We start from the raw sequence: 24,911 nt of genomic DNA, 5'->3' as shown, positions 1-24,911 counted from the left end.
AGAATTTCATCGCATCTGATAATGGGCCACGCCTTTGTCGTCCAAGGTTTGACGGACCAAGCCTTGAGACACCAGATAGTTCAAACAAGCCACACTTTCACCCGTGGCCAAATTCAGCAGACCCGCATCGGACTCGTCAATCCGCCGTCCAAACAAAGTCGTAAAAACGTCCACCACCCGCCGAGGCTCTTTCAAGGTTTTGTGCAAGCGGTCTAGGGAACGCTTTTGAGAGGCCATCAAATAATCCAGCCGAGCGTGCAGCCCCCGAAAGCATTCATTGTGCGATGGCAAGACCAAGACATCGTCGGGCACTTCACGCCGCAATTTGGCCAGCGAAGCCAACCAATCTTGCATGGGATTGGCATCGGGCTCTGTGGGGTGCACCGACACATTGGAGGAAATGCGGGGGAGCACTTGATCACCTGAAATCAAGAGTTTGAGATCGGGACAATACAAACAAGCATGCTCCGGTGAGTGCCCCGTCCCCACAATCACGCGCCACACATGTTCACCAATGCGAATGTCTTCACCGTCTTGCATGCGCCGATAACTGTCAGGCATGGGGTGGATGTACTTTCCAAAATGACCAAACCGTGCCCGATAATTTTGAATGGCCACTTCGCCCCAACCGGCCCGTTGCAAAAACGAAATGGCATCGTCGGGCGCTTGCCGCCCCGTATCGGCCGCTAACACACGGCAATGCAGGTACTCCTGACGCGTCATCCACAAGCGACAATGGAATTGACGGGTCAAAGCGCCCGCCATGCCCACATGGTCAGGGTGCATGTGGGTCACCAGGACCCGCGTCAAGGGCTGTGGCTGCGGCAAACCGGTCAACAACCCCTGCCAAGCCGCGATGGTGGTTTCGTTGCGCATGCCAGTGTCCACCACTGCCCATCCCCCCTCGTCTTGTAAAGCCCAGACATTGATGTGGTCCAAGGCCATCGGCAAAGACAACCGCATCCAAAGGACCCCCGGCACGACCTCCAGGGACTGTCCCGGCTGCGGTGCAGATTCAAAAGGGTAGATCAGCGTCGGTTTTTCAACGCGATCAGGAATGGGCGTGTCCAAATTCATGGTCAACAGGCAAGGTGGAAATGTGACAAAACAAGCCTTGTGAAAGGCCACTGACTCAATGGATCATATCCACCCACCACGCCCCGACTGAGTCGTGCACTGTACAGCCGATCTTTGCCCATCCACAGCCTGACCAGCCGACTTCGGCTTTCGCCGATTCAATCACCCTCTTTCGCCCGTAAAATAGACAACTGGCCACCGTAGTTCAATGGATAGAACTCTCCCCTCCTAAGGGAGTGATACAGGTTCGATTCCTGTCGGGGGCACCATCAGGCCCTCATGGGGCCCACGGTCACCAGCCGCTCAATGGCTCGGCGCAAAGGTGCAGACTTGGCATCTTGAGCCATCGAACTCAATGTGTAGCGATGCCCCGCCGGCAGCATGTGCAACTGCACACCGAGCATTTCAATCGACTCCAGCGCTTCAATCTCGTCCACGTTCGACCGCATTTGTGTCGGATCAACCAAGGTCACACTGCCTTGACCCATCACTTCAATGCCTTGGCCTGGCTCAATCACCAAAGCAGTGTCCTCGTCAATGCCCACGCCCAGCAAATCCGGTCGAATCGCCAGTGTGGACAAGAGTCGTGGCAAGCGTCTGCGTTCGGAAAAATGTTGGTCTATCACCGCCTGAGACAACAACCCCAATCCCATGTCGGTGTCCACCGCCTCTTTGCTGGGACGCAACACGGCCGGACCTTGCGCAATCATGTGACGCGACATGACCGCTGCACCCGCACTGGTACCCCCAATACAACACCCGCTGGCATGAAACGCCTGATGCAGGGATTGGTACGCCAAAGTACCCCACAAAATGGCCATGAGTTTGGACTGGTCACCACCGCTGATGAACAGGCCATCGGCTTGCAAAATTCCCGCCTGCACCTCGGGTGACTGGGCGCTGTCCCGGTCATACAAGTCCAGTGGCAGCACATCGTGCACACCCAAGGCATTGAAGGCCTGTTGGTAACTTTGCCAAACCCCTTGGGGGTCACCACTGGCGGCGGTGATCAGGCGAATTTTGGCCATAGGGCCGCCGCAATATTCTGTGAATTTGCGCAAAATAAGGCGATCTCTCAATCGATCTTCGGCCCCTCCCACGATGACCAAGCGGGAAACTCTGGGCCTTTGCGCCAAGGCAGGCTTGGCACAGAGCGCCGACAGGCTCGCCAGGGACAGGCCCTTCAATAAATAGCGTCTGTTCATCAGGACACTCTACCCCAGAAAACCGTCGGACTGAACGAGACAAAAAGCCATGGGGCGGATTCACAAAAGAGAGGGTGAACCCCAGCAAAACGCCTCACCACAAAGCTCAATGGGCAAGGCTTTTAAGAAGAAGGCCCAAAGTCCAAGTTATGACAGGCTTCGCATTCTTGTGTGAACAGGCCCACCTTGACCAACAGGGCATGTAACTCACAGCCAAGGCAATACCCGAGCACAGCCTCCAGCCACATGAAGCCCAAGCAAACCCAAACCATCACCAAGGGCAACCATCGAGCCAGGTATTGCTCGGTGGTGGGCAGCACTGGCGTTCGAAGCACAAAATTCACGGCGGCTGCAAACTTTTCTGGATGGAAAAAAATCAAACAAAAACCGATCATGCATGTGCCGATGGTCCATGCAAAGCGTTTAGGGGCCAAGGGCTTCCAAACCGCTTTCGACCTTCTGGCCAGCCAGCTGGACAGCCAAATGGTTGGCGACAGATAAGCCGTTTTGACACTCATGCCCGCCAGCATTTCAAACAAAGCATAAAACAAAATGCCTGTCTGCAAGGTGTAGTCATAAGTGCGTCTGACCGCCTCAACCATGTACAAAATGCGTCCGTCGAAATCGGTCTCAAACGTGTCAGTGATGACCTCACCCGTCACCACCCAGCGAGTGCCAAAAACAATGTCCAACAAGGTGAACACCATGAACACAGGCACCGCCATCATGATCCCCGCTCGAATGCGAACCGCTGTGTCATTGATGAAGGGCGTCACATCATCGCGACTTCTGAACCAGAGCAAACCCATGGCTTGAACAGGCTGTTTTGCATTGAAATTTGTCATCCCCACCCCCCGAATTTTTATTTTGAATCACGGGACCTGGCCGTGCCCAGTCCATGCACAACGGTCATGACATCCGTGCTGATCGGCTCAAAACGCTTCTTTTTCAGCCTCTAGATACGCCAGGCTGATGTATTTGCCAATGTTGCCCTCAAACCCCTGCATGGACTTGGCTCGTGCCTGCACCCGAGCATCTTTGAGAACCATGCTGCGGGCATCTGCTTCACTCTTGCCGTCTTTGACGGCTTGCAAACAAGGCTCCCAAATGCCCGCCATGAACTCGCCATATGACTTGAGCAAATCCTTGCTGCCCAGGCCATGGCCGGGCACCCACATTTGTTCACCCGTGGCCGCCATCAAGGCCTTGTAATACTTGAAAGTGCCCACGTACGAACCTTCGTCCATGTTGGCAATGCGGTTGGCCATGGCGATATCACCCACCGCTGTGAGTTTGTCTTGCACAACCTCAACACACAGGTCAGACGGTGTATGGGCCGTGCCATAGTGGTGCATGCGAAAGCTCACGTCACCGATCTGGATGACTTGGCCATGCTGCACCGGCGTGTTGGGCAAGACCACCTGCGTGCCCAAGGTGGACTGGTTGGTCCAGCGTTCCATCAGGCTGCGCCACAAATTGCCTTCGGCACCTTTGAGTTTTTCAATGGTGCTGGGCAGTGCGTAAATGGGCAGTTTGTTGCCATAGGTTTTGACAAAAGCGTGGTTGCCCAACCAATGGTCACCGTGGTAGTGGCTGTTGAACACGGCCACCACGGGTTTGTCGGTCACCTTGCGGATCATGCGAATGGCCATTTGACCAATTTGCAGTGAAGCACCCGAATCGATCACCACCACGCCTGCGGAGGTCACGACAAAGATCACATTGGACATCATGCCCCGGTTTTCAACGGTTGGAAAACCATCCGGAGAAAACACCATCCAGACATGCGGCGAGAGTTGCCTGGCCGGAATATCGGCCACAGGCGGACCCTCAATGAATTCCTGCGCTTGCTGAGCCAGCAATCGGGCCTCTGGCCACATGGCCGCACCACCGATGGCAGCGCCGACCCACAACAGTTGTCTTCTTTTCATGGTGATCCCTCCTCCAACGATGCAGCGCCAGCTGGCGCTGCCATTGCGCATCAAACGGCGTAGCCCTTGTTGGGCAATGCGCCCATGATTTTGGGTGCGTTGAGTTGGCGAGGCTTGATGCGCCCGCCTTGTGCCTTGAGCCAAGTCTCAACCACATCCCAGACTTGCTTGTTGCCTTGGGTACGGGCTTCTTCGGCCACCGGGGCCCAGCCCGCCACCTTGTACTTTTTACCCGATTCAATGAGCTGGCCTTTCAGGCGAAGATCACCAATGCGCTTGCCTGCGGTGGCCACCGGGTTGCAGCTGTAGCTCAAACCACCCACACGCACCATGTCACCGCCTTGCTGGTAATAAGGGTCCGGGTTGAACAGGTTGTCGGCCACGTCTTCAAGAACGGTCTTGATGGTCTCACCCGTCATCTCGGTCACAGTGGCGTACGAGTAGGTGGTGGCGGTCATGTCGAGCAGCCACTCGCGCGTGATGGCTTGACCCGGCAAAAGTGTTGTCCCCCAACGGAAGCCTGGCGAAAACGCAATCTCGGCACCTTGCACGTCCAGCAGCGCGTCGACCAACAACTGGTCACCCGTGCCGTTGAAGTTGCCACGGCGGTAAAGCAAGCCATCGGTCACGGCCAGTTTTTCGGCCAGCTTGCTTTCGTAGGGTGCACGGATCTTGGTGATCAAGGCGTCCATCTCTTTGTCGGCGGGCAGCATGTTGGAGAACACGGGCAGCAGCTTGTAGCGGAAATCGCTGACTTTTTTGTCCTTGACCTCGAAGTCCAGCACGCCCAAAAACTTGCCATTCGAGCCCGCATTGGTTACCAGCGTCTTGCCGCCCTTGTTGGACACAATAGAGGCCACGGGCATCCCGTCGTGTGTGTGACCACCCATGATGGCGTCGATGCCACTCACGCGGCTGGCCATCTTCAGGTCCACGTCCATGCCGTTGTGGCTGATGACGACCACCACCTGGGCACCTTTGCCACGGGCTTCATCGACCATCTTTTGCATGTTCTCATCCTGGATGCCGAACTCCCAGTCGGCCACCATGTAACGCGGGTTGGCAATCGGGGTGTAGGGGAAGGCCTGGCCGATGATGGCGCAAGGCACACCATTGATCTCGCGGATCACGTAGGGCTTGAACACCGGGTCGCCAAAGTCGCTGGTCTTGATGTTTTGCGCCACAAAGTCGACCTTGCCTGCAAAATCTTTTTCGACAATTTCCTTGACGCGCTCCATGCCCAGGGTGAATTCCCAGTGGCCGGTCATCACGTCCACGCCCAAGAGTTTGCAGGCATCGACCATGTCCTGGCCGTTGGTCCACAAACTGGTGCCCGAGCCTTGCCAGGTGTCACCACCGTCGAGCAGCAAAGCGCCGGGGCGGCTGGCCTTCATGCGCTTGACCAGTGTGGCCAGGTGCGCAAAACCACCCACCTTGCCGTAGCGCTTGGCGGCTTTTTCGTAGTCCAGATAGGTCAGCGCATGGGCCTCCGCCGTGCCCGGGCGGATCTTGGCCACTTGCAACAAATACTCACCGACCAAATGCGGCAGGTTGCCCTGCATGGAGCCAATGCCCAAGTTGATGCTGGGCTCACGGAAATAAATCGGCTTGAGCTGCGCATGGCAATCGGTCATGTGCAGGAAAGACACATTGCCGAACTTGGGGATGTCATACAAACCATTGGCGGCTGTGCTCGCGCTGGATTGGGCGTAAGCGCCCATGCTCATGCCAGCCATCGTGCCGGCACCCATGACCTGGATAAATTCGCGTTTGGAGAGATTCATATTTGCAATCACTGATATATAGGGAGCTAAAAAACCCGGCGAACCGGGTTTTTCAGAGCTTATTGATTCACGGGCGATTTGGGATCGAGCAACAAGCCAACGATGTGGCGGACCTGTGTTTCGTTCAAGATGCCCATGTGGCCAGCGCGAGGCATGTTGGAGCAAGCGTTGTAGGCCTTGGCGTTCCAGATCTTGCCCCATGTGTACTCCACGATGGCCTTGCTGGCCGGATCGTTCGGGTTCGTGACACCGCGGATCTTGCCGTAGTTGTAGAGGCTCGGTCCAATGGTGCCGTAAGAAATTTCTTTCTTGTCCATCTGGTGGCAGTTGTAGCAATTGCCACCGTTCACGGCCGTGGCCGAGTCGGTCCATGTCAAGCCACGACCACTTTGCGCAATGGCTTCACCTTGCTTCCAGTCACCGATGAAATTGCCGTCCGATGGCCATTTGATGGCTTTGAGGTTGGCTTCTTCGATGCGTTTGGCGGTTTTTTCGTCCAAGGGCTTGCCTGCCACGTCGGCTTCACTGCACACGCGGTTGGTTTCATCGGTGGCGGTGATGCGCTCCACTTTCACATGGCTTTCATCACGGAAAGAAGCCTTGACGATCTTGTCGGTCAGGGCGTTGAGCTCGGCAACCGAAGGGGCGGAGGCGCAGCCTGCCGCCACCAAAGCGGCCGCCAAGCAGGTCAAAACGAGTTGGGTTTTTTTGTTCATGTGTTTCTCCTGCTCAGATCAGCGTTTGATGGCCGGTGCAACCGACGCAGCACCCTTGGCGTTCACACCCAAATAAGTCGACAAAGCGATGGTGGCTTCGCTGGCAAAACCTGGATAGGGAAACCGCTGCTGGCGATAGCAGTCGTTCAGGCGCAGTTGCATGCTCCACATCTGGCCGTTCGACACGCGGTACGCAGGCCAGGCAGCAAAGCCCACGCCATCACCGGGGTTCTTGGTCAGGATGGGCAGGTCTTGCAAGCGGATGCGCTTGCCTTCTTCACCGTGGCATGACGCGCACGAGAAGTCATGTGGACCGCCACGCTGGAAGAACAGGCGCTTGCCCACTTCATAAAACGTTTTTTCCTGGGCATGTGATTGCGACAGGTTGAACTTCAAGCCTTTGGATTCGGCAGCGATCCAGGTGGCCAAGGCGGTCACATTGGCCATCTCGCCTCGACCAAATGCGGTCTTGTTGATGTCGGCGGCATTGAAGCCCTGCAAAGTTTCCATGCAGGTGACCAAGCGCGACTCCAAATCTTGCATGCGTTGCGTGTCTGCAAAATAACGTGGCAAGGTCACAAATGCCCCCTTGACCACACCCGGTCCTTGACCCAGATCGCATTTTTCAAGCGATGCATTTTTGGGACCACGGGCTTTTTTCCAGAGGTCTTCGCCTTTGGCTTCGAAGAGATCGGCAGGGTTGCCGTCTTGCAGCATGGCACGGTATTCGTCGATGCCTTGGCTTGCAGTTTTTTGGGCCAGGGCTGGCAAGACGGACATGGCCAAGGCCGCTGCCACCGAAAGAGTCGCTACTTTTTTCATTGTCACCTCTTGGGATTGTTCAAACGCAAAAAGGGTGAAGTTATAGCTTCACCCTTTTTCAACTCAACGGTCGATCACGACACAGTGGCTTCGTCGGTGCGGGTATCGCCTTTGTTGTCTTTCCAAGTGACCGCAATTTTGTCGCCCGCTTTGGCGCCTTTGACGGCAAATTGCAAAAACGGGTTTTTAGAAACTGCAGGGCCCCACTCAGCGGCCATCACTTGTTTGCCATTGAGGCTGGCTGTGACTTCCTGGATGAACCAGGCAGGCACGGTTTTACCGGAAGCGTCTTTGCGCTGACCGGACTCCATTTCGTGGCTCATGAGCACACGAACGGTTGCTTTGTCACCAGAGGCCTGGGCACGAATGCGCATTGGATCTGCCATGTTTTTCTCCTAAATCTTTCAGTGAATCAATGTAAGAACGTTGTGTGGACAGTGGCTTAGCCGCCGCAACCACCCAAAGTGACTTTGACTTCTTTTTTCGCCCACAAGGCCTTGCCGTCGTTCATGATGGCCACAGCGTAGACATCGGAGGACTGGCCCATCTTGGCGCGGGTGGTGAAGTTGGTTTCCACTGCATCGGATGCGTGGAACATGGCGACCAGAGCCGCTGGGTTCTTCTCAACCAAAATCAACATGTGCTTGACGCCAGCCAAAGCGGTGCTCGCACCCAAAGGCACAACAGCGCCGTTTTCAGCGATGTCCGGACCGGTGATGGTCACGTCTTTGCTCTCTGCCATGCTGGCAGCGCCTGCCGCTTTGGCAGCGTCTTGCACTGATTTGGCCTCAAAAGCGGCTTTATTAAAAGCTGCTTGGGCGAACTGAGGAAAGCCTGCAGTGGCCAAGAGGCCAGCCACAACAGCGGTTTGCTTGAGTGTCTCGCGACGGTTTTGCATCTGATATCTCCTTGATGATTGAGTGATGCTATAGAAACAGGTTCAGCAGCGCATCGGGGTGAGCCCGAATTACTTGCTGGCCCCCTTGGAAATCCATTCGGCAATTTGCTTGGCATCAGCATCTGGCAAAGCTTGCGCAGGCATGGGGATTTGACCATAAACACCCACACCACCGGCCTTGATTTTGCCGACCAAATAGTCGGTTTTACCCGCTTGCTTTTTGGCAATCTCATTGAAACCAGGGCCCACGATTTTCTTGTCCACACCATGGCACGCCGTGCAACTGTGTTTGTTCAAGAGTGCAATGGCCGCTTTGGCTTCATTGTTTTCAGGCTTGGCGGCGACCACTGGAGCTGCAGCAGCAACTGGCATGCCGGCTTTGGCTTCAGGTTTGGTGGTATCTGCTCCGCGCTGCGGTCCAACAATGCGGTTTTGCTCTTGCAAATTGCCATGGGCATTGCGTGCAAAATCAGGCAAAAAGGAAGCGACCTTAGGCTCAGGTGTGCAATCTTTCATGCACACTTTGTTGTCTGTGTCAGGCTTTTTCACACCACCAAACTCATTGCCTGGCCACATCGCATGCGCTGTGGTCATGCCATTGCGGTTGGGCATGCGGGCTTGAACTTCGGCAATGTTCTTGTCAGACAACACATAGTTGTCCGGCACGATGTTGGCCAAGTTCAGCAAAAACGCAGTCACAGAATACACCTCTTCCGTGGTCAAGGTCTTGGGGTTGGTCCAAGGCATGGCACGGTTGATGTAATCCCAAAGTGTTGAAACCGTGGCCACCTTCATGATGGTGGTGCGACCCGGGTAGTCGGCACGGTTCAAATTGGCCACGCGCCCTGTCTTGATGTCTTCGGCCGTGGTGCCACCAATCAAAGGACTGAACACTTCACCCGACTCACCAAACACGCCGTGGCAGTGGGCGCACTTGCCCTCCCAGACGTCTTGGCCTTTGGCGACCGAGCCCGACCCTGGAGGCAAGCCCTTGAAGTCAGGACGCACATCAATGTCCCACTTGGCAACTTCTTTGGGCGTGGCTGTTCGACCCACACCTGGGTATTGTGTATTTTGAGCAGCCGCCACCGTGGCCACTGCCAACAACGCAACCGTCAAAACGGCATTACGAAACCTGGACATTTTTCACCTCACCGTTTTCCTGCACCAACCACGACTGGATGGCGTTGTTGTGATAAATAGAACGTGTGCTGCGAACACCGCGCACTTGCTGGTATGTGGGTTGCACATGGCCCGTGTCATCTTGTGCACGGCTTTGAATAATGGCTGGCTTGCCATCCCAAACCCAATCGAGGTTGAAACGAGACAGGGCTTTGGACAAAACAGGGGTTTCCAAACGCGCTTGTCGCCAGTTGCGACCACCGTCGGTGGACACGTCCACACGCTTGATCTTGCCTTTGCCCGACCAAGCCAGTCCGGTGATGTTGTAAAACCCTTTGTCCAACAGCACTTGACCACCAGAAGGTGTGGTCACCACGCTCTTGACTTCCTGCAAGTTGGTGTATTGACGGTGCAGGCCACCGGGCTGCAAGTCAATGTAGTGAATCGCTTCGTCTTTGGCAGCGTAAGGCTTGTCACCCACTTCAACGCGGCGCAGGTACTTGACCCAGCTCACACCTTGCACGCCGGGCACCACCAAGCGCAGAGGGTAGCCGTTTTCGGGGCGCAGCATTTCACCGTTTTGACCATAGGCCACGATGACTTCACCTGAAGTGATCAGGCTCATCGGAATGGTGCGGGTCATGGAAGAACCGTCACCGCCTTCGGCCAGCACAAACTTGCCGTTTTTCAGGTCCGCGCCGGCGAGCTCCAACAACGTGATCAAAGGCACACCCGTGAACTCGCTGCAGGACAACATGCCATGGGTGTATTGCACGGTGGGCACCGCGACGTTGCCCCATTCGGTGGCGCTGTTGGCACCACATTCAATGAAGTGGAAACGCGAGACGGATGGCAAGCGCATGATCTCGTCCATGGTGAAGACCATGTTTCTTTTGACCATGCCGTTGATCATGAAGCGGTGCTTGGACGGATCAATGTCCCACCAGCCTTGGTGGTGACGCTCGAAATGCAAACCGCTGGGTGTGACAATGCCGAACAAGGACTGCAAGGGCGCGAACGACACCGAGGCTTGGGTGGTTTGTGTCAGGCCTGGGCTTTGACGGCGCTGCAAGTTCGCTTCGAACTTGGAGGGCTTGCCATAACCTTCCACGGCCACACCTTGACCCAAGCCCACAGCGTGCTCAGGCAAAGTCAGAATATTGGGGTCACCGCCTTCGACGGGAACAGGGTTGCCCTGGGCCATGGCCATGGGGGCAGCTGCACCTGCTGCAGCTGCAGCAAAGGCATTGCGGATGAAATCTCGGCGGCCTTTTTTGCCTTCGGTAAAAACCTCCTTGATGCCACTTTGGGTCAGGAAGTTTTCAGGTGCTTTTTGCACCCTTCCTGAGTTGATGCTGTCTTCTTTCACACGAACTCCTCGTTTTGAGTTGTCAATTTACGGCTGTATCGATGGCCACTTGTGTGCACACTGCACGGCAAACCTTCGCTGCAGTTTCGTCTGCAATCCGATAAAACATTTGGGCACCGTCACGGCGCTTTCCCAAAATGCCCGATCTGTACATGATGTTCAAATGCTGTGACATGTTCGGTTGCGCAACACCAATGTTGCTCAAGAGCTGTCCTACATTTTTCTCACCCTGACACAGTTCACTGATGATGCGTAAACGAATCGGTGTTGAAAGTACAGCAAACAGTTCTGCTGCCTTGTCGTAGACCTGATCGCTTTCATCGCTCATGCACTACCTGCCATTAAGTTCTTATATTCGGATATGCGAATATATAGGATAAACAATGATCCTGAATCAAAGATTACAGAATCAGCACCATCAGATCCGGACAAACCCTGATCTGATGGTTTTTTCAAGGCTCAGAACTTCCAGCCGTACTGCACACCCAACGATTGTTGGGACATGCGGACGGTTTCGGTGATGCCAGATGCACCGGGCATCATGCCGTTGTACATCGATGGTCCAGTCACCGTGTTTTTAGGGGCGTACATGTACGCCCATGTCAACTCGGAATCTTTGGACAAGGCATAAGTACCACCCACGGTGACATGCTGGGTGATCACACCGGGTGCCAGGATGTTGAAGGTGATGTTTTCAGCCTTGACCGGGTTGGTCGACTGGTTGTAACCCGCACGCAAAACCATGGTCGATGTCGCCTGCCACTGAACGCCCAACTTCAACACGTTGACGTCAGACCAGCCAAATCCAGGACCATTGGCAGAACCCATCGGGTTACCCAGCATCAGGTTGCTCATCGGATTGCCAATGGACGGAACACCGCTGTAGTTGATGCGGCTGTAGTCCGCTGCCACTGACACGGCGGGGGTGACCTGCACGTTGATGCCCAAGGCGTAGTTTTCAGGAATGTCGAACGAACCCTCACCTGCAAACAAACCCGCGTACTTGTCGAATTTGCTCATCTTGATTTTGGGCGAATAGGTCGCACCAAATTTCAAGGTATCGGACAACTGACCCAGATAGCCCAAACGCATACCCACGCCTGTTGAACGGTCAGTGCCAGTGTCACTCACTTTGGTGGGGGCCATTGAAAAACCAGTGAACGCATCCAAACCTGTGGCCTTGAACTGTTGCATCACCAGCAAAGGCGAGACACCCACAGAGTGTTGTGCATCAAGCTTGTACGCGAAAGTGGGCGCAACGATGAGTTGCATCAAATCCACACCCAATTTGCCCTGACCACACAAGAGGTTGCCTTGATATGGGTCGCCGGTGTTCGGATTCATGCACATCACGTTGGCACCGGGCATTTCTGTGTTCATGCCACCGTTGCCATAAACTGTGAGCCCCCAACTCATCCGATCATCGATCTTCTTGTTGTAGGCAAATTCCGGCACGGCAAAGGCGCTGCCATCACTTTTTACATCGCCTTCAAGCATGCCGCCAAAGCCGGGAGCTGTGCGTGCCGCACTGCGCTTGGGCATAAAAATGTCCACCCCAATCTCGGCACGGTTGCCTGCCCACACCGAAGCGGCCGGGTTGTTGATGCCCGAAAACGCGTTGTCGGTGACGGCCACGGCTGCCCCGCCCATGCCTTTGGATTTCATGCCAAAGCCATGCGGAAAATAACCGTCAGTCGCCCAAGCTGCAGAGCCTGTGGCCAAAACAGCTGCCACCACGGTGGCACGCAAAGTGTTGATTTTTTTCATGGATGTCTCCTCGTGATGACCGGTCAAAACTCACCCTTGCTGCCGCGTTCCATCATTTCCCAGATGGTGTCGCGAACGGCTTTGGCTTCTTCTTTCAAGGGCGATGGCAGCTTGCGGCCCATCTTGACCATCATGTCCATGTTGAGGGTGTAAAGCCACAGGCCGTCTTCTTTTTCAACCATGGACACACGGCAAGGCAGGTAAGCGGCCATGTGTGGGCTGAAATCCACCATGCGGCGGGCCGTGGCAGGCGAGCAGAACGAGTAAACGGTCAACAGCTTTTCTTTTTTGCCCGAACGGGCTTCGAGTTCTTTGGACAAGGGCAGCGTGCCCACATCACGCATGTTGCGCTCGGTGGCCACTTGTTTGAGGACTTGCTCCACCTCTTGGGCAGTCACGCCCGCCTTGACCTTGCGCTCCCAGGTAGTGGCTACAGCAATGTCGCCTTCACCCTCGACCCAACGGTCCCACATGCGGCTGGCTTCTGAACCAGCGCCCGATTCAAGTTTGCCCAAAGTGCTGATGGTGCCGCAACCGGTCAACCAAATTGAGCTGGCCAAAACGGCCCATTTCAGCCATGTGAAAGATTTCTGCATTGTTTTCTCCTTTGGACATGCATTGATGAACTCCAAGCGAAGACAGTGTGTCTTGCCGGATTGACGTTGATCATCCATGACAGGAGAAAGTTTGGGTATTGGCAGATACCCTATACCCTATGGGGTAAGGTATGTGCAAGCTTGGCTGATCTGCAGCGTCCAAACAATCATTTGAACTTGTAGTGGTCGCGGTTGAGCACGGCAGCCACTGATGACACATCCTCCGGAAACATGCCCAAGTTCAGTTCAGTATTGCACTGCTCCACCATGCCGCGCAGCAAAGAAGCGTTGTTGATGCGACCTTGTGGTTTGTAAATGGCGCTGCCGTTACCGCCCACCTTGGTCACATGGCAAGCGACGCATTTGCTTTCGGCGATCAATTTTTCGCCCAATTTGTAATCGGCATCCTTGAAGATTGCAGGCTGAGCCTGTGCTCCAAGGTAAAACCATGTACCCACCATCAAACCAAGCATCTTTGTGTGCAATTTCATAGGAATTACCCATTAAAAAAGCCGCTCAAGGGCGAACCCCTGAGCGGCAAACAAAAGCCACGAGTACCAATCGAGCTTCTAAAACAATCCAATTTTTGAACAAGCCTCTGGAGGCCTGGAATTATTTGGCACCCGCCATGATCCAAGTCGCCAAAGTCAAAGCATCCGCGTCACTCAAAGCAGCTTGGGCGGGCATGGGCACTGGGCCCCACTTGCCTGAACCACCGGCCTTGATGCTCTTGGCCAATGTGGCAGCACCGTCTTTTTGACCGCCATATTTCTTGGCAACGTCTTGGTAAGAGGGACCCACCAATTTCTTGTCCACCGCGTGGCAGGCCATGCAAGCATTTTTCTTGGCCATGTCCATGTTGGCGAAAGCAGGAGAAGAAGCCAGCGCAGCGACAGCGGCAACAGCAAAAATCAATTTCATAAGAGCTCCAAATGGGGGATTTAAATATAACCAGACGCTAATTTAACCGAAATCAACTCGTCTTGGTGCGCACCGTCACAGGTTTTGCGTTGGGGATTTTACTGAGTGTCAGTAGATACAAGCCCTAAATCCTTGCCACCCAAGCGGCCATCCATCTCAGCCAAAGTTGGGTTGTTCGGGCTTGACCACCGTTTTGCCTGAGGCAGCCCAGGCATCAAAACCACCCGCAATGGAGCTGACATTCAGGTAACCCATGGCTTGCATGGTTTGCGCGGCCAATGCAGCGCGGCCACTGGTTTTGCAGTAAAGCACCACCTTCAAGTCGCGCCCAGACAAGGCGGGCGTGCCGCTGAGCTTGAACTCCAGCAAGCCCCTGGGGACCAGCACTGCGCCGGGCAAATGGCCTGCGGCAAACTCATCCGCTTCCCGCACGTCGATCAGCACATCGGCTTGGCGAATGGCCTCTTCGGCATCGGCCAAGCTGACTTCGTGGACAGTGGCTTTGGCCTGCATGACCAGATCTTGGGCATTTTTCATGTTGTGTCTCCTTCGTTAAAAACTGGATATCAAGGCTGCAATTGTGCGTTCAGGGTTTGCAGGCTTTGCACCGACAGGCTCCCGGTCAAGGCATCGAGTTGCATGCGGGTGCTGAGCAAGTCGGTTTGTGCACGCAACCAAGCCAATTCGGCTTGGGCCGCGTCATTTTCAGCTTGCAACAGTTCGAGCGTGGTGCGGTCACCCACTTGCCGTCCCAAACGGGTCGCGTCCAGACGCGCTGTGCTGGCTTTCCACGCCGCTTGCATGGCCGACAAACGGGACGGGCCTGTTTGCAGTGCCAGCCAGACAGAGCGGGCTTGTTGCTGCGCTTGTTGCAGGGCCATGTCAGCTTCAGCCGCCGCTTGGGCCTGCGCACTCAGCGCCTCTTGCAGTTTGGCACTGCGCCAACCGCCTGTGTACAAAGGCACATTCAGGCTCAAGCCCAGCATTTGCTGGCTTTGCGTGTTGGACGATGTGCCAAAGTCACCCTCGCCGCTCAAACGGTCGCGTCCGACAGAAGCGACCAAGTCCAGCGTGACGCCGCCACTGCGCGCGTGCTTTTGGAGCTCTTGGCGCGCCACATCGTGTTGGGCTTTTTTCAGCAGCACGCCTGTGTTGGCTTGTTGCACTTGGGCCAGCACCTGCTCCAAAGAAGGCACAGCAGACGCTGGCGTCTCGGTTTTGGGCGCTTGCAGCTTCAAAGCATCTGCACTCAAGCGCGTGGAGTCGGCCAGCACGCTGCGGGCCATGTGCACTTCGTTGTCTGCGGCCAACAGTTGCGCTTGCAAACCGGCGGCACGGGCCGTGGCCTCGTGCGTGTCGGTGACCGGCAAGTCACCCAAGGCAAAACGGTCTTGCACTTCGGTCAGCGATCGGCGCACAGCCGCATGTTGGCTTTTCAACACCTGCTGCTGACGCTCGGCCAGCAGCAGATTGAAATACCGTTGCACCGTGAGCAGCATGAACTGTTGCTGGGCCAGATCGGCACGCAACTCAGCCACGCCCGCTGCAGTGTGCAATTGGGCTTGTTGGGCCTGGCGCTCGGGGCTGTACAGCGGCTGCTTGGCCTGCAATGACCAACGGGTGGAAGTGGCGGCGTTGGCAGAGGTGGCAAAGTTCCCCGACATGGGTGATCCACCCATCGAAAACTGCGCACCCTGCGTGCTGGAATCCGCCGACATGCCACCCACCGTGGCGCTGCCCATCAGCACAGGTCGCCACAGGGCTTTGGCCTGATCTTCAAAGGCTTGAACCGATGAGCGTGTGGCGGCGACCACCTGCATTTGGGGGTCGTGCTGGCGCGCTTGTTCCCAAGTTTGCAGCAGATCCAGGGCTTGCGCGGATGGAGCGGCCAGCAGGGCCGCCAGCACCCAGCCGCTCAGGGGCCGGGGTTTGAACAAGGGCGAACGCATGGCGGGCATGACGGTCAGATCAGCAGCCGCACTCGACGCCGAATTTGCGCAAGATGGTCTCCATCAAGCACCACTGGGTCAGGGCGCTTTGCAGCAGGTTAACGCCCACAAAAGCTGTGAAAGCCAACCACCACTCATTCACAAAAACGGGGCTGGCCTGCACGCCCAAAGCCAAAGACAACAAGACAAAAAAGCCTGCGACCAAACGAACGATTTGCCAAGATTTCATGATGATTTACTCCAGTTGATGAAAGAAAGAAACAAGTCAAGCGCCGTACTTTTTGCGGTACGCCACGTAATACAAAGTCGGGATGACGACCAGCGTCAGCACCGTGGACACAAAGATGCCAAAGATCAGCGAAATGGCCAGGCCGTTGAAGATCGGGTCATCCACAATGAAGAAGGCCCCGATCATGGCCGCCAGGCCCGTGAGCATGATGGGCTGGGCACGGGTGATGGCCGACTGGACAATGGCCCGCTTGAATTCCATGCCGCTTTGCACCTGCAGGTTGATGAAGTCCACCAACAAGATCGAGTTGCGCACGATGATGCCGGCCAACGCGATCATGCCGATCATGCTGGTGGCGGTGTATTGGGCATTCAGCAAGGCGTGGCCTGGCATCACGCCAATGATGGTCAGCGGAATGGGCGCCATGATGATCAGCGGCGTGAGGTAAGAGCCAAACTGCGCCACCACCAGCAAATAGATCAGGATCAGGCCCACACCGTAGGCTGCGCCCATATCGCGGAAGGTCTCGTAGGTGATTTGCGACTCGCCATCCCACTTGATGCTGTAGCCGCGCCAGGCGTCGTCGGGCTGGCTGATGAAGTACTCTTCAATCCGCTCACCGTCCGGGCCAATGATCTGGGCCACGTCACCGCGCATCTTGAACAAACCATACAAGGGGCTGTCCACTTTACCGGCCATGTCGGCGTTGACAAAGTTCACGGGCAGCATGTCTTTGTGGATGACGGGCTGCTCACGCAGGGTGTCGCTCACAGTGACCAGTTCACGCATGGCCACCACCTTGCCTGTGGCGCTTTTCACGCCCAACTGCAGCAAGGCGTCCAGATCGCCATGCAGCTGCTCGGGCAGCTGAATCAAGGCGGGCACCGGGTACTTGCTGCCGTCGTGCAAATAGGTCACCGACTCGCCCGCCAAACCGGCACGCAAGGTGGTCACGATGGCTTGTTGTGACACACCCAACACGGCTGCTTTGCGGCGGTCCACCAGCAGCAGTTTGCGCGGTGCATCGGCAATCGAGCTGTCGTCGATGTCCACCACACCTTCGGTCTTTTCAAACACGGCGCGCACCGACTGGGCGACTTGGCGGCGACCTTCGGCGTCAGGCCCATAAATTTCGGCCACGATGGGCGACATCACGGGCGGGCCCGGTGGCACTTCAACCACCTTGACATTGGCACCGTGCTTGCGGCCAATCTCTTGCAAGGCCGGACGCACACGCGTGGCAATCACATGACTCTTGTCGCTGCGCTCGGACTTGCGCACCAGATTCACCTGGATATCGCCCAGCTCAGCGCCTGCACGCAGGTAGTACTGGCGCACCAGACCGTTGAAGTTGATCGGCGAGGCGGTCCCCACATAGGCTTGGTAATGCGTGACCTCAGGCACGGTGGCCAGGTGGCCGCCCAGCTCGCGCATCACGGCAGCGGTTTTCTCAAGCGGTGTGCCCGCAGGCATGTCCACCACGACCTGGAATTCCGACTTGTCGTCAAAGGGCAGCATCTTGAGCATGACCAGTCCGGTGACCGGCAGCACCAAAGACAAGGCAATCAAACCCGCAATGCCCAGACCCAACAGTTTGCGGTTGCGCCCACCCGATTGGGTGTCGAGCAAAGGCTTGAAGATTTTTTCAAACAGAGGTTCGAGCTTGGCACTCAGACCGGTGTGCCCCCCACCCGTTGCATTCTCGTCGTGCGTATGGCCAGACGGCTTCATCCACATGCCCGACAACCAAGGCGTGATGACAAAGGCAATGGCCAGCGACAGCAACATGCCCAAGCTGGCATTGATCGGGATCGGGCTCATGTAGGGGCCCATCAGGCCGCTCACAAAAGCCATGGGCAACAAGGCCGCGATCACAGTGAAGGTGGCCAAGATGGTGGGGCCTCCGACTTCGTCCACCGCACCGGGGATGATCTCGCGGATGCTCTTGCCTGGGTAGAGCTGCTGGTGACGGTGGATGTTCTCCACCACCACAATCGCGTCGTCCACCAAAATGCCGATCGAGAAGATCAGGGCAAACAGCGACACGCGGTTGAGCGTGAAACCCCAAGCCCAAGATGCGAACAAGGTCGCGGTCAACGTCAAGATGACCGCCACGCCGACGAAGGCAGCTTCGCGGCGACCCAGCGCCATGAACACCAGCGCCACCACCGAAGCGGTGGCAAACAGCAACTTCTGAATCAGTTTTTGCGCCTTGTCGTTGGCGGTTTCACCGTAGTTGCGGGTCTCCACCACCTGCACGTTGTCAGGGATCACCGTGCCCTGCAGCTTCTCGACGCGGCTCTTGACGCCATTGGCCACATCGATGGCGTTTTCGCCTGATTTTTTGGTGATCGACAGCGTCACGGCGGCAAACTCTTCGCCGCCATTTTTGTCGTTGTTGCCGTGCCAGACATAACGCTCAGCCGGCATGGGGCCGTCTTTCACGCTGGCCACGTCTTTCAAAAAGACAGGCTTGCCCTGCACCACTTGCACGACCAGATCGGCCACGTCGCTGGCTTGCGCGAGGTGTGGACCGGCTTCGACGGCCACGCTCTGGTTGGCCCCCAACAACTCACCCACGGGCAAGCCGAGGTTGGCCGATTGCAAGGCCATGCGCAAGTCGTGCACCGTGACGCCCGAACCGTTCATGCGCTGCGGGTCGATCTGGACCAGCACCGCGCGGCGCGGGCCGCCAATGGTGACCACATCGCGCGTGCCGGGCACGCGCTTGATGTCGGCCTCGATGCTGTGCGCCACGCGCTCCAGATCAAAGGCGCTCACGTCTGCGGTTTTGCCGTGCAAGGTCAGGGACACGATGGGCACATCGTCGATGCCCTTGGGTTTGATCAAAGGCTCAGGCAGCCCCAGGTTGCGGGGCAACCAGTCGGCGTTTTCGCGGATCGTGTCGTGCAACTTGACCAGCGCCTCGGTGCGCGGCACGCCCACCTTGAACTGCACGGTCAAGATGGCCACGCCGGGGCGAGAGACCGAATACACATGCTCGACACCCGCGATCTTGGAGAGCACCTGCTCGGCCGGGATCGCCACCATTTGCTCCACATCGCGCACCGACGCGCCCGGGAAAGGCGCGATCACGTTGGCCATGGTCACGTTGATTTGTGGCTCTTCTTCGCGGGGCGTCATCATCACGGCAAACACGCCCAGCAAAAACGCCACCAGCGCCAGCAAAGGCGTGATTTGTGCGCTCTGAAACATCGCCGCAATGCGGCCCGAAATGCCCATTTTTTGCTCGCTCATGGGGTTTGCTTTCAGAGTTTCTTGCCAAGGCTGGCGGGCTCGGTCACCACCTGCTCACCCGCGCTCACACCCGACAACACCTCGACGGTCTGACCCGTGGTGCGCCCCAAGCGCACTTGGCGCAAACGCGGCTGGCCTTTTGCATCCATCACGTAAACACCGGTCATTTCGGCGCGGCGCACGATGGCTGTGAGCGGCAAGAAGACGCGGCCCGCTTGGGCTGCATCCTTGGTCCCGTTTTGGGCCGCAGCGTTGGCTGAGCTGCCAGGCACCCAAACCCGGGCGAACATGCCGGGCACCAAGCCCTCAACGCCCGCAGGCAAAGCCACGCGCAACTGCGCGGTGTGCGTCACCGGATCCACAGCGGGCAGCAGTTGTACGCTGGCCGCTGGCACGCTGGCATGGCCCGCGATCTCGTAGCGCACCGCTTTGACTTGCTGACGCACGCCTTCAATCATCGACTGCGGCACGGCTGCACTCACGCGCAAAGCCGAGGGGTCATGCAAAGTCACCAAGGGGCGGCCCGGCATGGCCATGTCGCCCAAGGTGACGGGCACATCGGACACCACGCCGTTAAAAGGGGCACGCACACTGAAGAAACCGGTTTGGGTTTGGGCTGCGCGGGTTTGGGCTTGCTGGGCCTGCACCTGGGCCTGAGCGGCTTCGTACTGGGCTTGGGCGCGTTCAAGTGCGCCCTGGCTGATGTATTGCTTCTGGAAGAGTTGCTTTTGGCGCTCCAGCTCTTTGCTGGCCACGCGCAAATTGGCCTGCGCGGCTTCGAGCTGGGCGCTGCTGCCGGCCACATTTTGCTGGGCAGCGCTGGCATCGATGCGCAGCAACTCTTGGCCGGCACGCACCCGGTCACCGGGTTTCACGTTCAAACTGACAATGGCCCCAGGGACCTGAGCCGACAAAGTGGCCTGGCGCACCGCCTCGACCACGGCATCCAGGCTGACTTCTTGAGCACCTGCCGAACTGGCTTGGGCGGCCACACTTTTGACCGCTGCCGCATCGGCATTGGCCCAAATCGGGGTGCTGGTCAAACCAGCCAGTGCCATGGCCGAGGCCAATATCAATCGTCTGTTCATCAAAGCTTCTCCGTCAAACCGTTGGTTTTGCACATTTGGTTGTTTGCGTATATGCGCAATGATACAATCAATCACAGCACCACGTCAAACACTGTCTTGGATTGTTTGAATTTGTTGTGTAATGGAGCGCTCATGAAAGATTTGCCAGCCAAAGCCCTCGAACAGATAGCCGCTTATTTCCAGGCGTTGTCGGAGCCCACACGCCTGAAAATCCTGAATCTGCTGCGCGACGCCGAGCACAACGTGGGTGAATTGGCCCAACTGTCGGGTTATTCGTCGGCCAACGTGTCTCGCCACCTGTCTTACTTGGCGCAACACGGCATCGTCGCCCGCGAAAGCCGGGGTGCCAGCGTCTTTTACAAAGTGAGCGATCCCTCCATCTACGCCCTGTGCGATCTGGTCTGCGCCAACATCGCGCGGCAATACGAACAAACCTCCAGCGACCGGGCCTTGTTCACGCCGGGTTGAAATTCACGGCCGATCGAGTTTTGATCACTTGCCCCTTCTCCAGTGGCACCCGATCAATTGCGTCAACTTCAAGCCCCATCGCAAATGGCTATCATGGCGCTCCAATGGCCCCACCCTTCGTCCAGGGGCCCCTCAGGAGACCTGCATGAGCCGCATCGTGAACGCCGAGAAGAAGAAAAACCTGTGTGCCCGCCTGGCCCGCATTGAAGGTCAGCTGCGCGGTTTGCAAAAACTGATCGAAGCCGATGCCGATTGCGAAAAAATCGCCCAGCAAATGGCCGCTGCCCGCAAGGCGCTGGACAAATCCTTTTTCTCCATGGTCGGCTGCATGATCGAACAAGGGGACCAGTCGCCCGAGCACGTCGCAGAAATGCTGACCAAGTTCGCCTGAGTTCCAAGCTCAGCCTGTTTTGAGGCTACTCAGGACTTGAGCACCACCCCATCGGCGTCGAGCACACGCACTTGGATCGGGATGCCCTGCCCCACGCTTTGGGTGACGGTGCAAAAGCCTTCAAACTGGCCCAATACACGTTCGAGCTGCTCAAGTTTGGCGGCGCTCACCCCCAAGTGCAAAGTGGCCACCATCTCCAGCACGCGCATGCGACCGTCTGCGTTGCGGCCCACTTGGGCCTGCACCTCGCAGCGCAAAGGCTCGGGCGCTTGCTTGAATTTGCGCAAGGCAAACAGCAACGAATCGCTCAGGCAATTGCCCACCGCCGCACACAGCAACTGCACGGGCGACGGCCCCAAACCCGTGCCCAAGGGCGCGGGCTCGTCGCTGGTCAGCACGGGCATGTTGTCGTCAAAACGGATGTCAAAACGGTAATCGTGCTGCTGGGTCAGCGTGACAGAGATCAGTTTTTCGCTCATGGCTTTGGTGTGATCAAGCGGCACCCATGGGTGTCTTGCATCAAGCCGGGGTGATCAGTCGAGCTCATGGGACTTGGCTTTTCTATGGGGTTGAACAACTGAACACAGGCCCAGTGCGTTGGAACGCACAACACAACCTGCTGTTGGCTTCAGTTTATGCCCGTCAATCAAACCCCAATTTGCCCTACATCAAGGCTTGGACGGTCCTACCAAATCTTGTGGCTTGACCATGGGCCAGCCGCGTTTGGCCCACTCGCTCATGCCGCCGTTGACATAACGGATGTTGGTGAAGCCCTGCTCTTGCAGTGCCTCGGTCACGGCGCGTGAGCGGTTTTGGGTGTTGCAGATCAACAAAACCGGTTGATCGGCTTGCTTGGGGATCTCGGCCACGCGCTGCGCCACCTGGCTCATGGGCAGCAAAACCACGCCCTGCGCCACGCCCGTGGCGTGCTCTTGGGACTCGCGGATGTCAATCATCACCACTTTGCCCGCCTCGTGCTCGGCGCGGGCTTGCTCCAAGGTCACGTTGGGCAGTGCCACTTCAGGGCTGCAGGCTTGCAAACTCAGCGCCATCACCAAGGCACCCAAGCATCGGGCAAAAACAACAGACATGGCATCACTCCTTTGTGTATCAGCTTTTGCTTATATTTAACCATGATTCAGACACTCCCCCCGGGAGCGCATGCAATGGAAAAAAACCAAGTTGCCTGCAAGGACCTGCAAGAACACCGATGCACCCCGGCAGCTCAGGGACAAGGTTTGACCGATAGGATGCACCTCCGGGTCGAAACTCGACCGCCATGCCATCCCTGCCGTGAAAAACCCTGCACCTCCTGAACATCCTTCAAACAAGCTGTCGAGGCACATGGTGCGCGAACTGCGCTCAGACCATGCAGGCGAGACCGGCGCGGTCTACATTTACAAAGGCATCACGGCCGTGGCCCGCTGGCGGCAAGACGCTCAATTGCTGGCCTTTGCCAAAGAACACGGCGACACCGAGGCCGAACATTTGCGACTGCTCGAAGCCTGGTTGCCCGCTTACTCCCCCAGCCGCTTGCTGCTGCCCTGGCGCATGGCGGGTTGGCTGACCGGGGCGCTGCCTGCGCTGTTTGGCCGCCGCGCCGTCTACGGCACCATCGCCGCGGTCGAGACCTTTGTGGACGTGCATTACCAACAGCAAATAGACCACCTGCAGGTGCACGGCGGCCCCGAAGGCCTGCTGCCTTTGCTGCTGCGCTGCCAAGCCGACGAACAACACCACCGCGACGAAGCCGCTGCCCTGGCAGGCCCACGCACTCACTGGCTTTTGCAACTGTGGTGTTCGGTGGTCGGATCGGGATCTGCCTTTGCTGTGGTGCTGGCGCGGCGCATTTGAAACTTCTGTCGCCTGATCAACAAGACCCACACACCAACCCATGCCATGGCCATCAGCGTGCGTCGTCCTGAACAAAACCAAGCCGCCAGGTGTTGTGCGAACCCTTCGACGACATGGACCAACCTGCGGGTTAGAGGCTGCGCTGGCCTAATCCATCAGCCGTGACCAATATACTTAAGCCCTCTCAGGCACCCTGCGCCTCTTCATTTTCAGGACACACCGATGAGCCATTTTCAAAACCCCCAACAGACCTGGAACGAACGCTTTGCCGCTGAGCACTATGTGTTTGGCGAAGCACCCAACGCCTATTTGCAATCACAAGCGGCGCACCTGTCGCCCGGCAATGCGCTGGCCGTGGCCGATGGCGAGGGCCGCAACGGCGTCTGGCTGGCCCAGCAAGGCCTGCAAGTCGATGCCTTTGATTTTTCGGACAACGCCATCCGCAAAGCCCAGACCCTGGCCCAAAGCCGACAAGTGCAGATCCGTTGCGTCTGCAGCGACTGGCAGTCATTCGATTGGCGGCCTGCGCATTACGACAACGTGGTGGGCATCTTTTTCCAGTTCGCCACGCCCGAAGAGCGCGGCCCCCTGTTTGCACGCATGCTGGACAGCCTCAAACCCGGTGGCACCTTGATCATCCAGGGCTACACGCCGCGTCAACTGGACTTCAACACGGGCGGCCCCGGCAAACTGGCGCACCTCTACGACGAAGCCCTGATGCTGGACGCCTTCGGCGAGCTGGACATCCTGGACCTGCGCACCTACGAGGCGGAGATTGCCGAAGGCACGGGCCACCAAGGCATGTCTGGCTTGTTGGGCCTGACGGCACGCAAGCCGGGTTGAGCGTTGCGCGTTTGACGTTGAGCGTCTTCCAGCCTTTGCGCACCCAGCAACTGGCGCAGGCTGATGCCTTGCAGTTCTTGGTGTATTTTTTGGTTCAATTGTTGCCACAAACGGTCACTCACCAAAAAATTTGGTGTCGCGCTCAAGCCCGCCTCTGCCGGCTCCATGGCCAAAACAATGTCAGCCACACTGATTTTTTCTGAAGCCATGGCCAGGCAATAGCCACCGCCTGGGCCTCGTGTACTGTCCACCAAATGAGATCGGCGCAACTTGCTGAACACTTGCTCCAGCCGCGTGGTCGATATGTCGTGTCGTGACTGGATGGCCGCCAAAGATACGGGGCCCTCGTGCTCATGCAGACCGACTTCCATCAACACGGTCACCGCCAACTGGCTGTCTTTGCTCATCCGCATCACCAGCCACCTTGTGTGCGGGTGGACAGGCTTGTGTTGCCGGGCAGATGCTCAGCCAGCTCACGAGTGCGCATGAATGATCTCCTGTTCAGGGGGAAGTAGAAGTGTTCAAAAAAGGGGGGCTCCTGTGAAGAAGCCCCCAAATCAGGGCGTGTGTACCAAACACACCCTTAACCACAACCCTCAACTATATAAGAAATCACTTAATTA

28 protein-coding genes and 1 tRNA gene are annotated in these 24,911 nt (G+C 57.0%); 5 read left to right on the top strand and 24 right to left on the bottom strand.

Annotated elements, in window-relative coordinates:
• Positions 1–6 precede the first annotated feature (6 nt).
• Positions 7–1,077: an MBL fold metallo-hydrolase gene (locus tag B9Z48_RS02115; protein WP_108377183.1), complete on the bottom strand. Its 1,071-nt coding sequence runs from the start codon at positions 1,075–1,077 to the stop codon at positions 7–9.
• Positions 1,078–1,271: 194 nt separating this feature from the next.
• Between B9Z48_RS02115 and B9Z48_RS02110 the strand changes: the two genes are divergently transcribed.
• Positions 1,272–1,346 (top strand) — tRNA-Arg (locus B9Z48_RS02110).
• On the opposite strand, the gene B9Z48_RS02105 is transcribed toward B9Z48_RS02110, so the two are convergent.
• From B9Z48_RS02105 to B9Z48_RS02010, 20 genes are all read right to left on the bottom strand, one after another.
• Positions 1,347–2,282: a cyanophycinase gene (locus B9Z48_RS02105; RefSeq protein WP_108376973.1), complete on the bottom strand. Its 936-nt coding sequence runs from the start codon at positions 2,280–2,282 to the stop codon at positions 1,347–1,349.
• Between the two features lie 122 nt (positions 2,283–2,404).
• Positions 2,405–3,091 (bottom strand): DUF4395 family protein, encoded by a 687-nt coding sequence (locus tag B9Z48_RS02100; protein ID WP_233260994.1) that lies wholly within the window; start codon positions 3,089–3,091, stop codon positions 2,405–2,407.
• Positions 3,092–3,214: 123 nt separating this feature from the next.
• Positions 3,215–4,213: an MBL fold metallo-hydrolase gene (locus B9Z48_RS02095; RefSeq protein ID WP_108377182.1), complete on the bottom strand. Its 999-nt coding sequence runs from the start codon at positions 4,211–4,213 to the stop codon at positions 3,215–3,217.
• A gap of 50 nt (positions 4,214–4,263) precedes the next feature.
• Positions 4,264–5,997, bottom strand: a complete 1,734-nt coding sequence (gene soxB / locus B9Z48_RS02090) for a thiosulfohydrolase SoxB (protein ID WP_089952878.1) — start codon at positions 5,995–5,997, stop codon at positions 4,264–4,266.
• Positions 5,998–6,056: 59 nt separating this feature from the next.
• On the bottom strand, positions 6,057–6,713 hold the full coding sequence (soxX, locus tag B9Z48_RS02085; protein ID WP_108376972.1) for a sulfur oxidation c-type cytochrome SoxX: 657 nt from the start codon (positions 6,711–6,713) through the stop codon (positions 6,057–6,059).
• Between the two features lie 18 nt (positions 6,714–6,731).
• Positions 6,732–7,535 (bottom strand): sulfur oxidation c-type cytochrome SoxA, encoded by an 804-nt coding sequence (gene soxA, locus B9Z48_RS02080; RefSeq protein WP_108376971.1) that lies wholly within the window; start codon positions 7,533–7,535, stop codon positions 6,732–6,734.
• 74 nt (positions 7,536–7,609) lie between these two features.
• On the bottom strand, positions 7,610–7,921 hold the full coding sequence (soxZ, locus tag B9Z48_RS02075) for a thiosulfate oxidation carrier complex protein SoxZ (RefSeq protein ID WP_194944590.1): 312 nt from the start codon (positions 7,919–7,921) through the stop codon (positions 7,610–7,612).
• Between the two features lie 56 nt (positions 7,922–7,977).
• Positions 7,978–8,433 carry a thiosulfate oxidation carrier protein SoxY gene (gene soxY / locus B9Z48_RS02070; RefSeq protein WP_089952885.1) on the bottom strand — a complete coding sequence of 152 codons (456 nt, stop codon included), beginning with the start codon at positions 8,431–8,433 and terminating at the stop codon, positions 7,978–7,980.
• 69 nt (positions 8,434–8,502) lie between these two features.
• Positions 8,503–9,576: a c-type cytochrome gene (locus B9Z48_RS02065; RefSeq protein ID WP_089952887.1), complete on the bottom strand. Its 1,074-nt coding sequence runs from the start codon at positions 9,574–9,576 to the stop codon at positions 8,503–8,505.
• Positions 9,560–10,924: a sulfite dehydrogenase gene (soxC, locus tag B9Z48_RS02060; protein ID WP_228769067.1), complete on the bottom strand. Its 1,365-nt coding sequence runs from the start codon at positions 10,922–10,924 to the stop codon at positions 9,560–9,562. Before soxC ends, B9Z48_RS02065 begins: the two co-directional genes overlap by 17 nt.
• Before the next feature lie 22 nt (positions 10,925–10,946).
• Positions 10,947–11,252: a helix-turn-helix transcriptional regulator gene (locus B9Z48_RS02055; protein WP_089952890.1), complete on the bottom strand. Its 306-nt coding sequence runs from the start codon at positions 11,250–11,252 to the stop codon at positions 10,947–10,949.
• A 131-nt stretch (positions 11,253–11,383) separates the two neighbouring features.
• Entirely contained in the window at positions 11,384–12,691 is a 1,308-nt protein-coding gene (locus B9Z48_RS02050) for an OmpP1/FadL family transporter (protein WP_089952892.1), read from the bottom strand.
• Between the two features lie 23 nt (positions 12,692–12,714).
• Positions 12,715–13,287 carry a DUF302 domain-containing protein gene (locus B9Z48_RS02045; protein WP_089952894.1) on the bottom strand — a complete coding sequence of 191 codons (573 nt, stop codon included), beginning with the start codon at positions 13,285–13,287 and terminating at the stop codon, positions 12,715–12,717.
• A 167-nt stretch (positions 13,288–13,454) separates the two neighbouring features.
• On the bottom strand, positions 13,455–13,778 hold the full coding sequence (locus B9Z48_RS02040) for a hypothetical protein (protein WP_089952896.1): 324 nt from the start codon (positions 13,776–13,778) through the stop codon (positions 13,455–13,457).
• Between the two features lie 121 nt (positions 13,779–13,899).
• Positions 13,900–14,208, bottom strand: coding sequence for a c-type cytochrome (locus B9Z48_RS02035; RefSeq protein WP_089952898.1), 309 nt, complete (start codon positions 14,206–14,208; stop codon positions 13,900–13,902).
• Positions 14,209–14,364: 156 nt separating this feature from the next.
• Entirely contained in the window at positions 14,365–14,745 is a 381-nt protein-coding gene (locus B9Z48_RS02030) for a rhodanese-like domain-containing protein (RefSeq protein WP_089952901.1), read from the bottom strand.
• A 29-nt stretch (positions 14,746–14,774) separates the two neighbouring features.
• Complete coding sequence (locus tag B9Z48_RS02025; RefSeq protein ID WP_228769068.1) at positions 14,775–16,166, bottom strand: TolC family protein; 1,392 nt, start codon at positions 16,164–16,166, stop codon at positions 14,775–14,777.
• A gap of 10 nt (positions 16,167–16,176) precedes the next feature.
• Positions 16,177–16,386: a DUF2892 domain-containing protein gene (locus tag B9Z48_RS02020; protein ID WP_089952903.1), complete on the bottom strand. Its 210-nt coding sequence runs from the start codon at positions 16,384–16,386 to the stop codon at positions 16,177–16,179.
• A gap of 36 nt (positions 16,387–16,422) precedes the next feature.
• Positions 16,423–19,644 carry an efflux RND transporter permease subunit gene (locus B9Z48_RS02015; protein WP_108376970.1) on the bottom strand — a complete coding sequence of 1,074 codons (3,222 nt, stop codon included), beginning with the start codon at positions 19,642–19,644 and terminating at the stop codon, positions 16,423–16,425.
• A gap of 11 nt (positions 19,645–19,655) precedes the next feature.
• Positions 19,656–20,732: an efflux RND transporter periplasmic adaptor subunit gene (locus B9Z48_RS02010; protein ID WP_089952907.1), complete on the bottom strand. Its 1,077-nt coding sequence runs from the start codon at positions 20,730–20,732 to the stop codon at positions 19,656–19,658.
• Between the two features lie 132 nt (positions 20,733–20,864).
• Between B9Z48_RS02010 and B9Z48_RS02005 the strand changes: the two genes are divergently transcribed.
• Together B9Z48_RS02005 and B9Z48_RS02000 are read left to right on the top strand one after the other, a co-directional pair.
• Complete coding sequence (locus B9Z48_RS02005; protein WP_089952909.1) at positions 20,865–21,200, top strand: helix-turn-helix transcriptional regulator; 336 nt, start codon at positions 20,865–20,867, stop codon at positions 21,198–21,200.
• 145 nt (positions 21,201–21,345) lie between these two features.
• A complete protein-coding gene (locus tag B9Z48_RS02000; protein ID WP_019430145.1) occupies positions 21,346–21,591 on the top strand; it encodes a metal-sensitive transcriptional regulator in 246 nt (81 codons plus the stop codon).
• A 29-nt stretch (positions 21,592–21,620) separates the two neighbouring features.
• Here the strand turns inward: B9Z48_RS02000 and B9Z48_RS01995 are convergent, their stop codons facing one another.
• Both B9Z48_RS01995 and B9Z48_RS01990 read right to left on the bottom strand, forming a co-directional pair.
• Positions 21,621–22,070, bottom strand: coding sequence for an OsmC family protein (locus B9Z48_RS01995; RefSeq protein WP_089953579.1), 450 nt, complete (start codon positions 22,068–22,070; stop codon positions 21,621–21,623).
• 189 nt (positions 22,071–22,259) lie between these two features.
• Positions 22,260–22,682, bottom strand: coding sequence for a rhodanese-like domain-containing protein (locus tag B9Z48_RS01990; protein ID WP_194944591.1), 423 nt, complete (start codon positions 22,680–22,682; stop codon positions 22,260–22,262).
• Between the two features lie 253 nt (positions 22,683–22,935).
• Here B9Z48_RS01990 and B9Z48_RS01985 point away from each other — a divergent pair, with 253 nt between their 5' ends.
• Positions 22,936–23,445, top strand: coding sequence for a demethoxyubiquinone hydroxylase family protein (locus B9Z48_RS01985; RefSeq protein WP_089952911.1), 510 nt, complete (start codon positions 22,936–22,938; stop codon positions 23,443–23,445).
• 222 nt (positions 23,446–23,667) lie between these two features.
• Positions 23,668–24,288 (top strand): bifunctional 2-polyprenyl-6-hydroxyphenol methylase/3-demethylubiquinol 3-O-methyltransferase UbiG, encoded by a 621-nt coding sequence (locus tag B9Z48_RS01980; RefSeq protein ID WP_089952913.1) that lies wholly within the window; start codon positions 23,668–23,670, stop codon positions 24,286–24,288.
• Here B9Z48_RS01980 and B9Z48_RS01975 read toward each other — a convergent pair.
• Complete coding sequence (locus tag B9Z48_RS01975) at positions 24,207–24,695, bottom strand: Rrf2 family transcriptional regulator (protein WP_158273191.1); 489 nt, start codon at positions 24,693–24,695, stop codon at positions 24,207–24,209. The genes B9Z48_RS01980 and B9Z48_RS01975 overlap by 82 nt on opposite strands.
• Positions 24,696–24,911: the final 216 nt, after the last annotated feature.

The sequence above is a fragment of the Limnohabitans sp. WS1 genome (assembly GCF_003063265.1).
In the GTDB taxonomy this organism is placed as follows: Bacteria; Pseudomonadota; Gammaproteobacteria; order Burkholderiales; family Burkholderiaceae_C; genus Limnohabitans_A.
The sequence above is the reverse complement of the archived record's forward strand: the minus strand, read 5'-3'. Positions and strand labels throughout refer to the sequence as shown.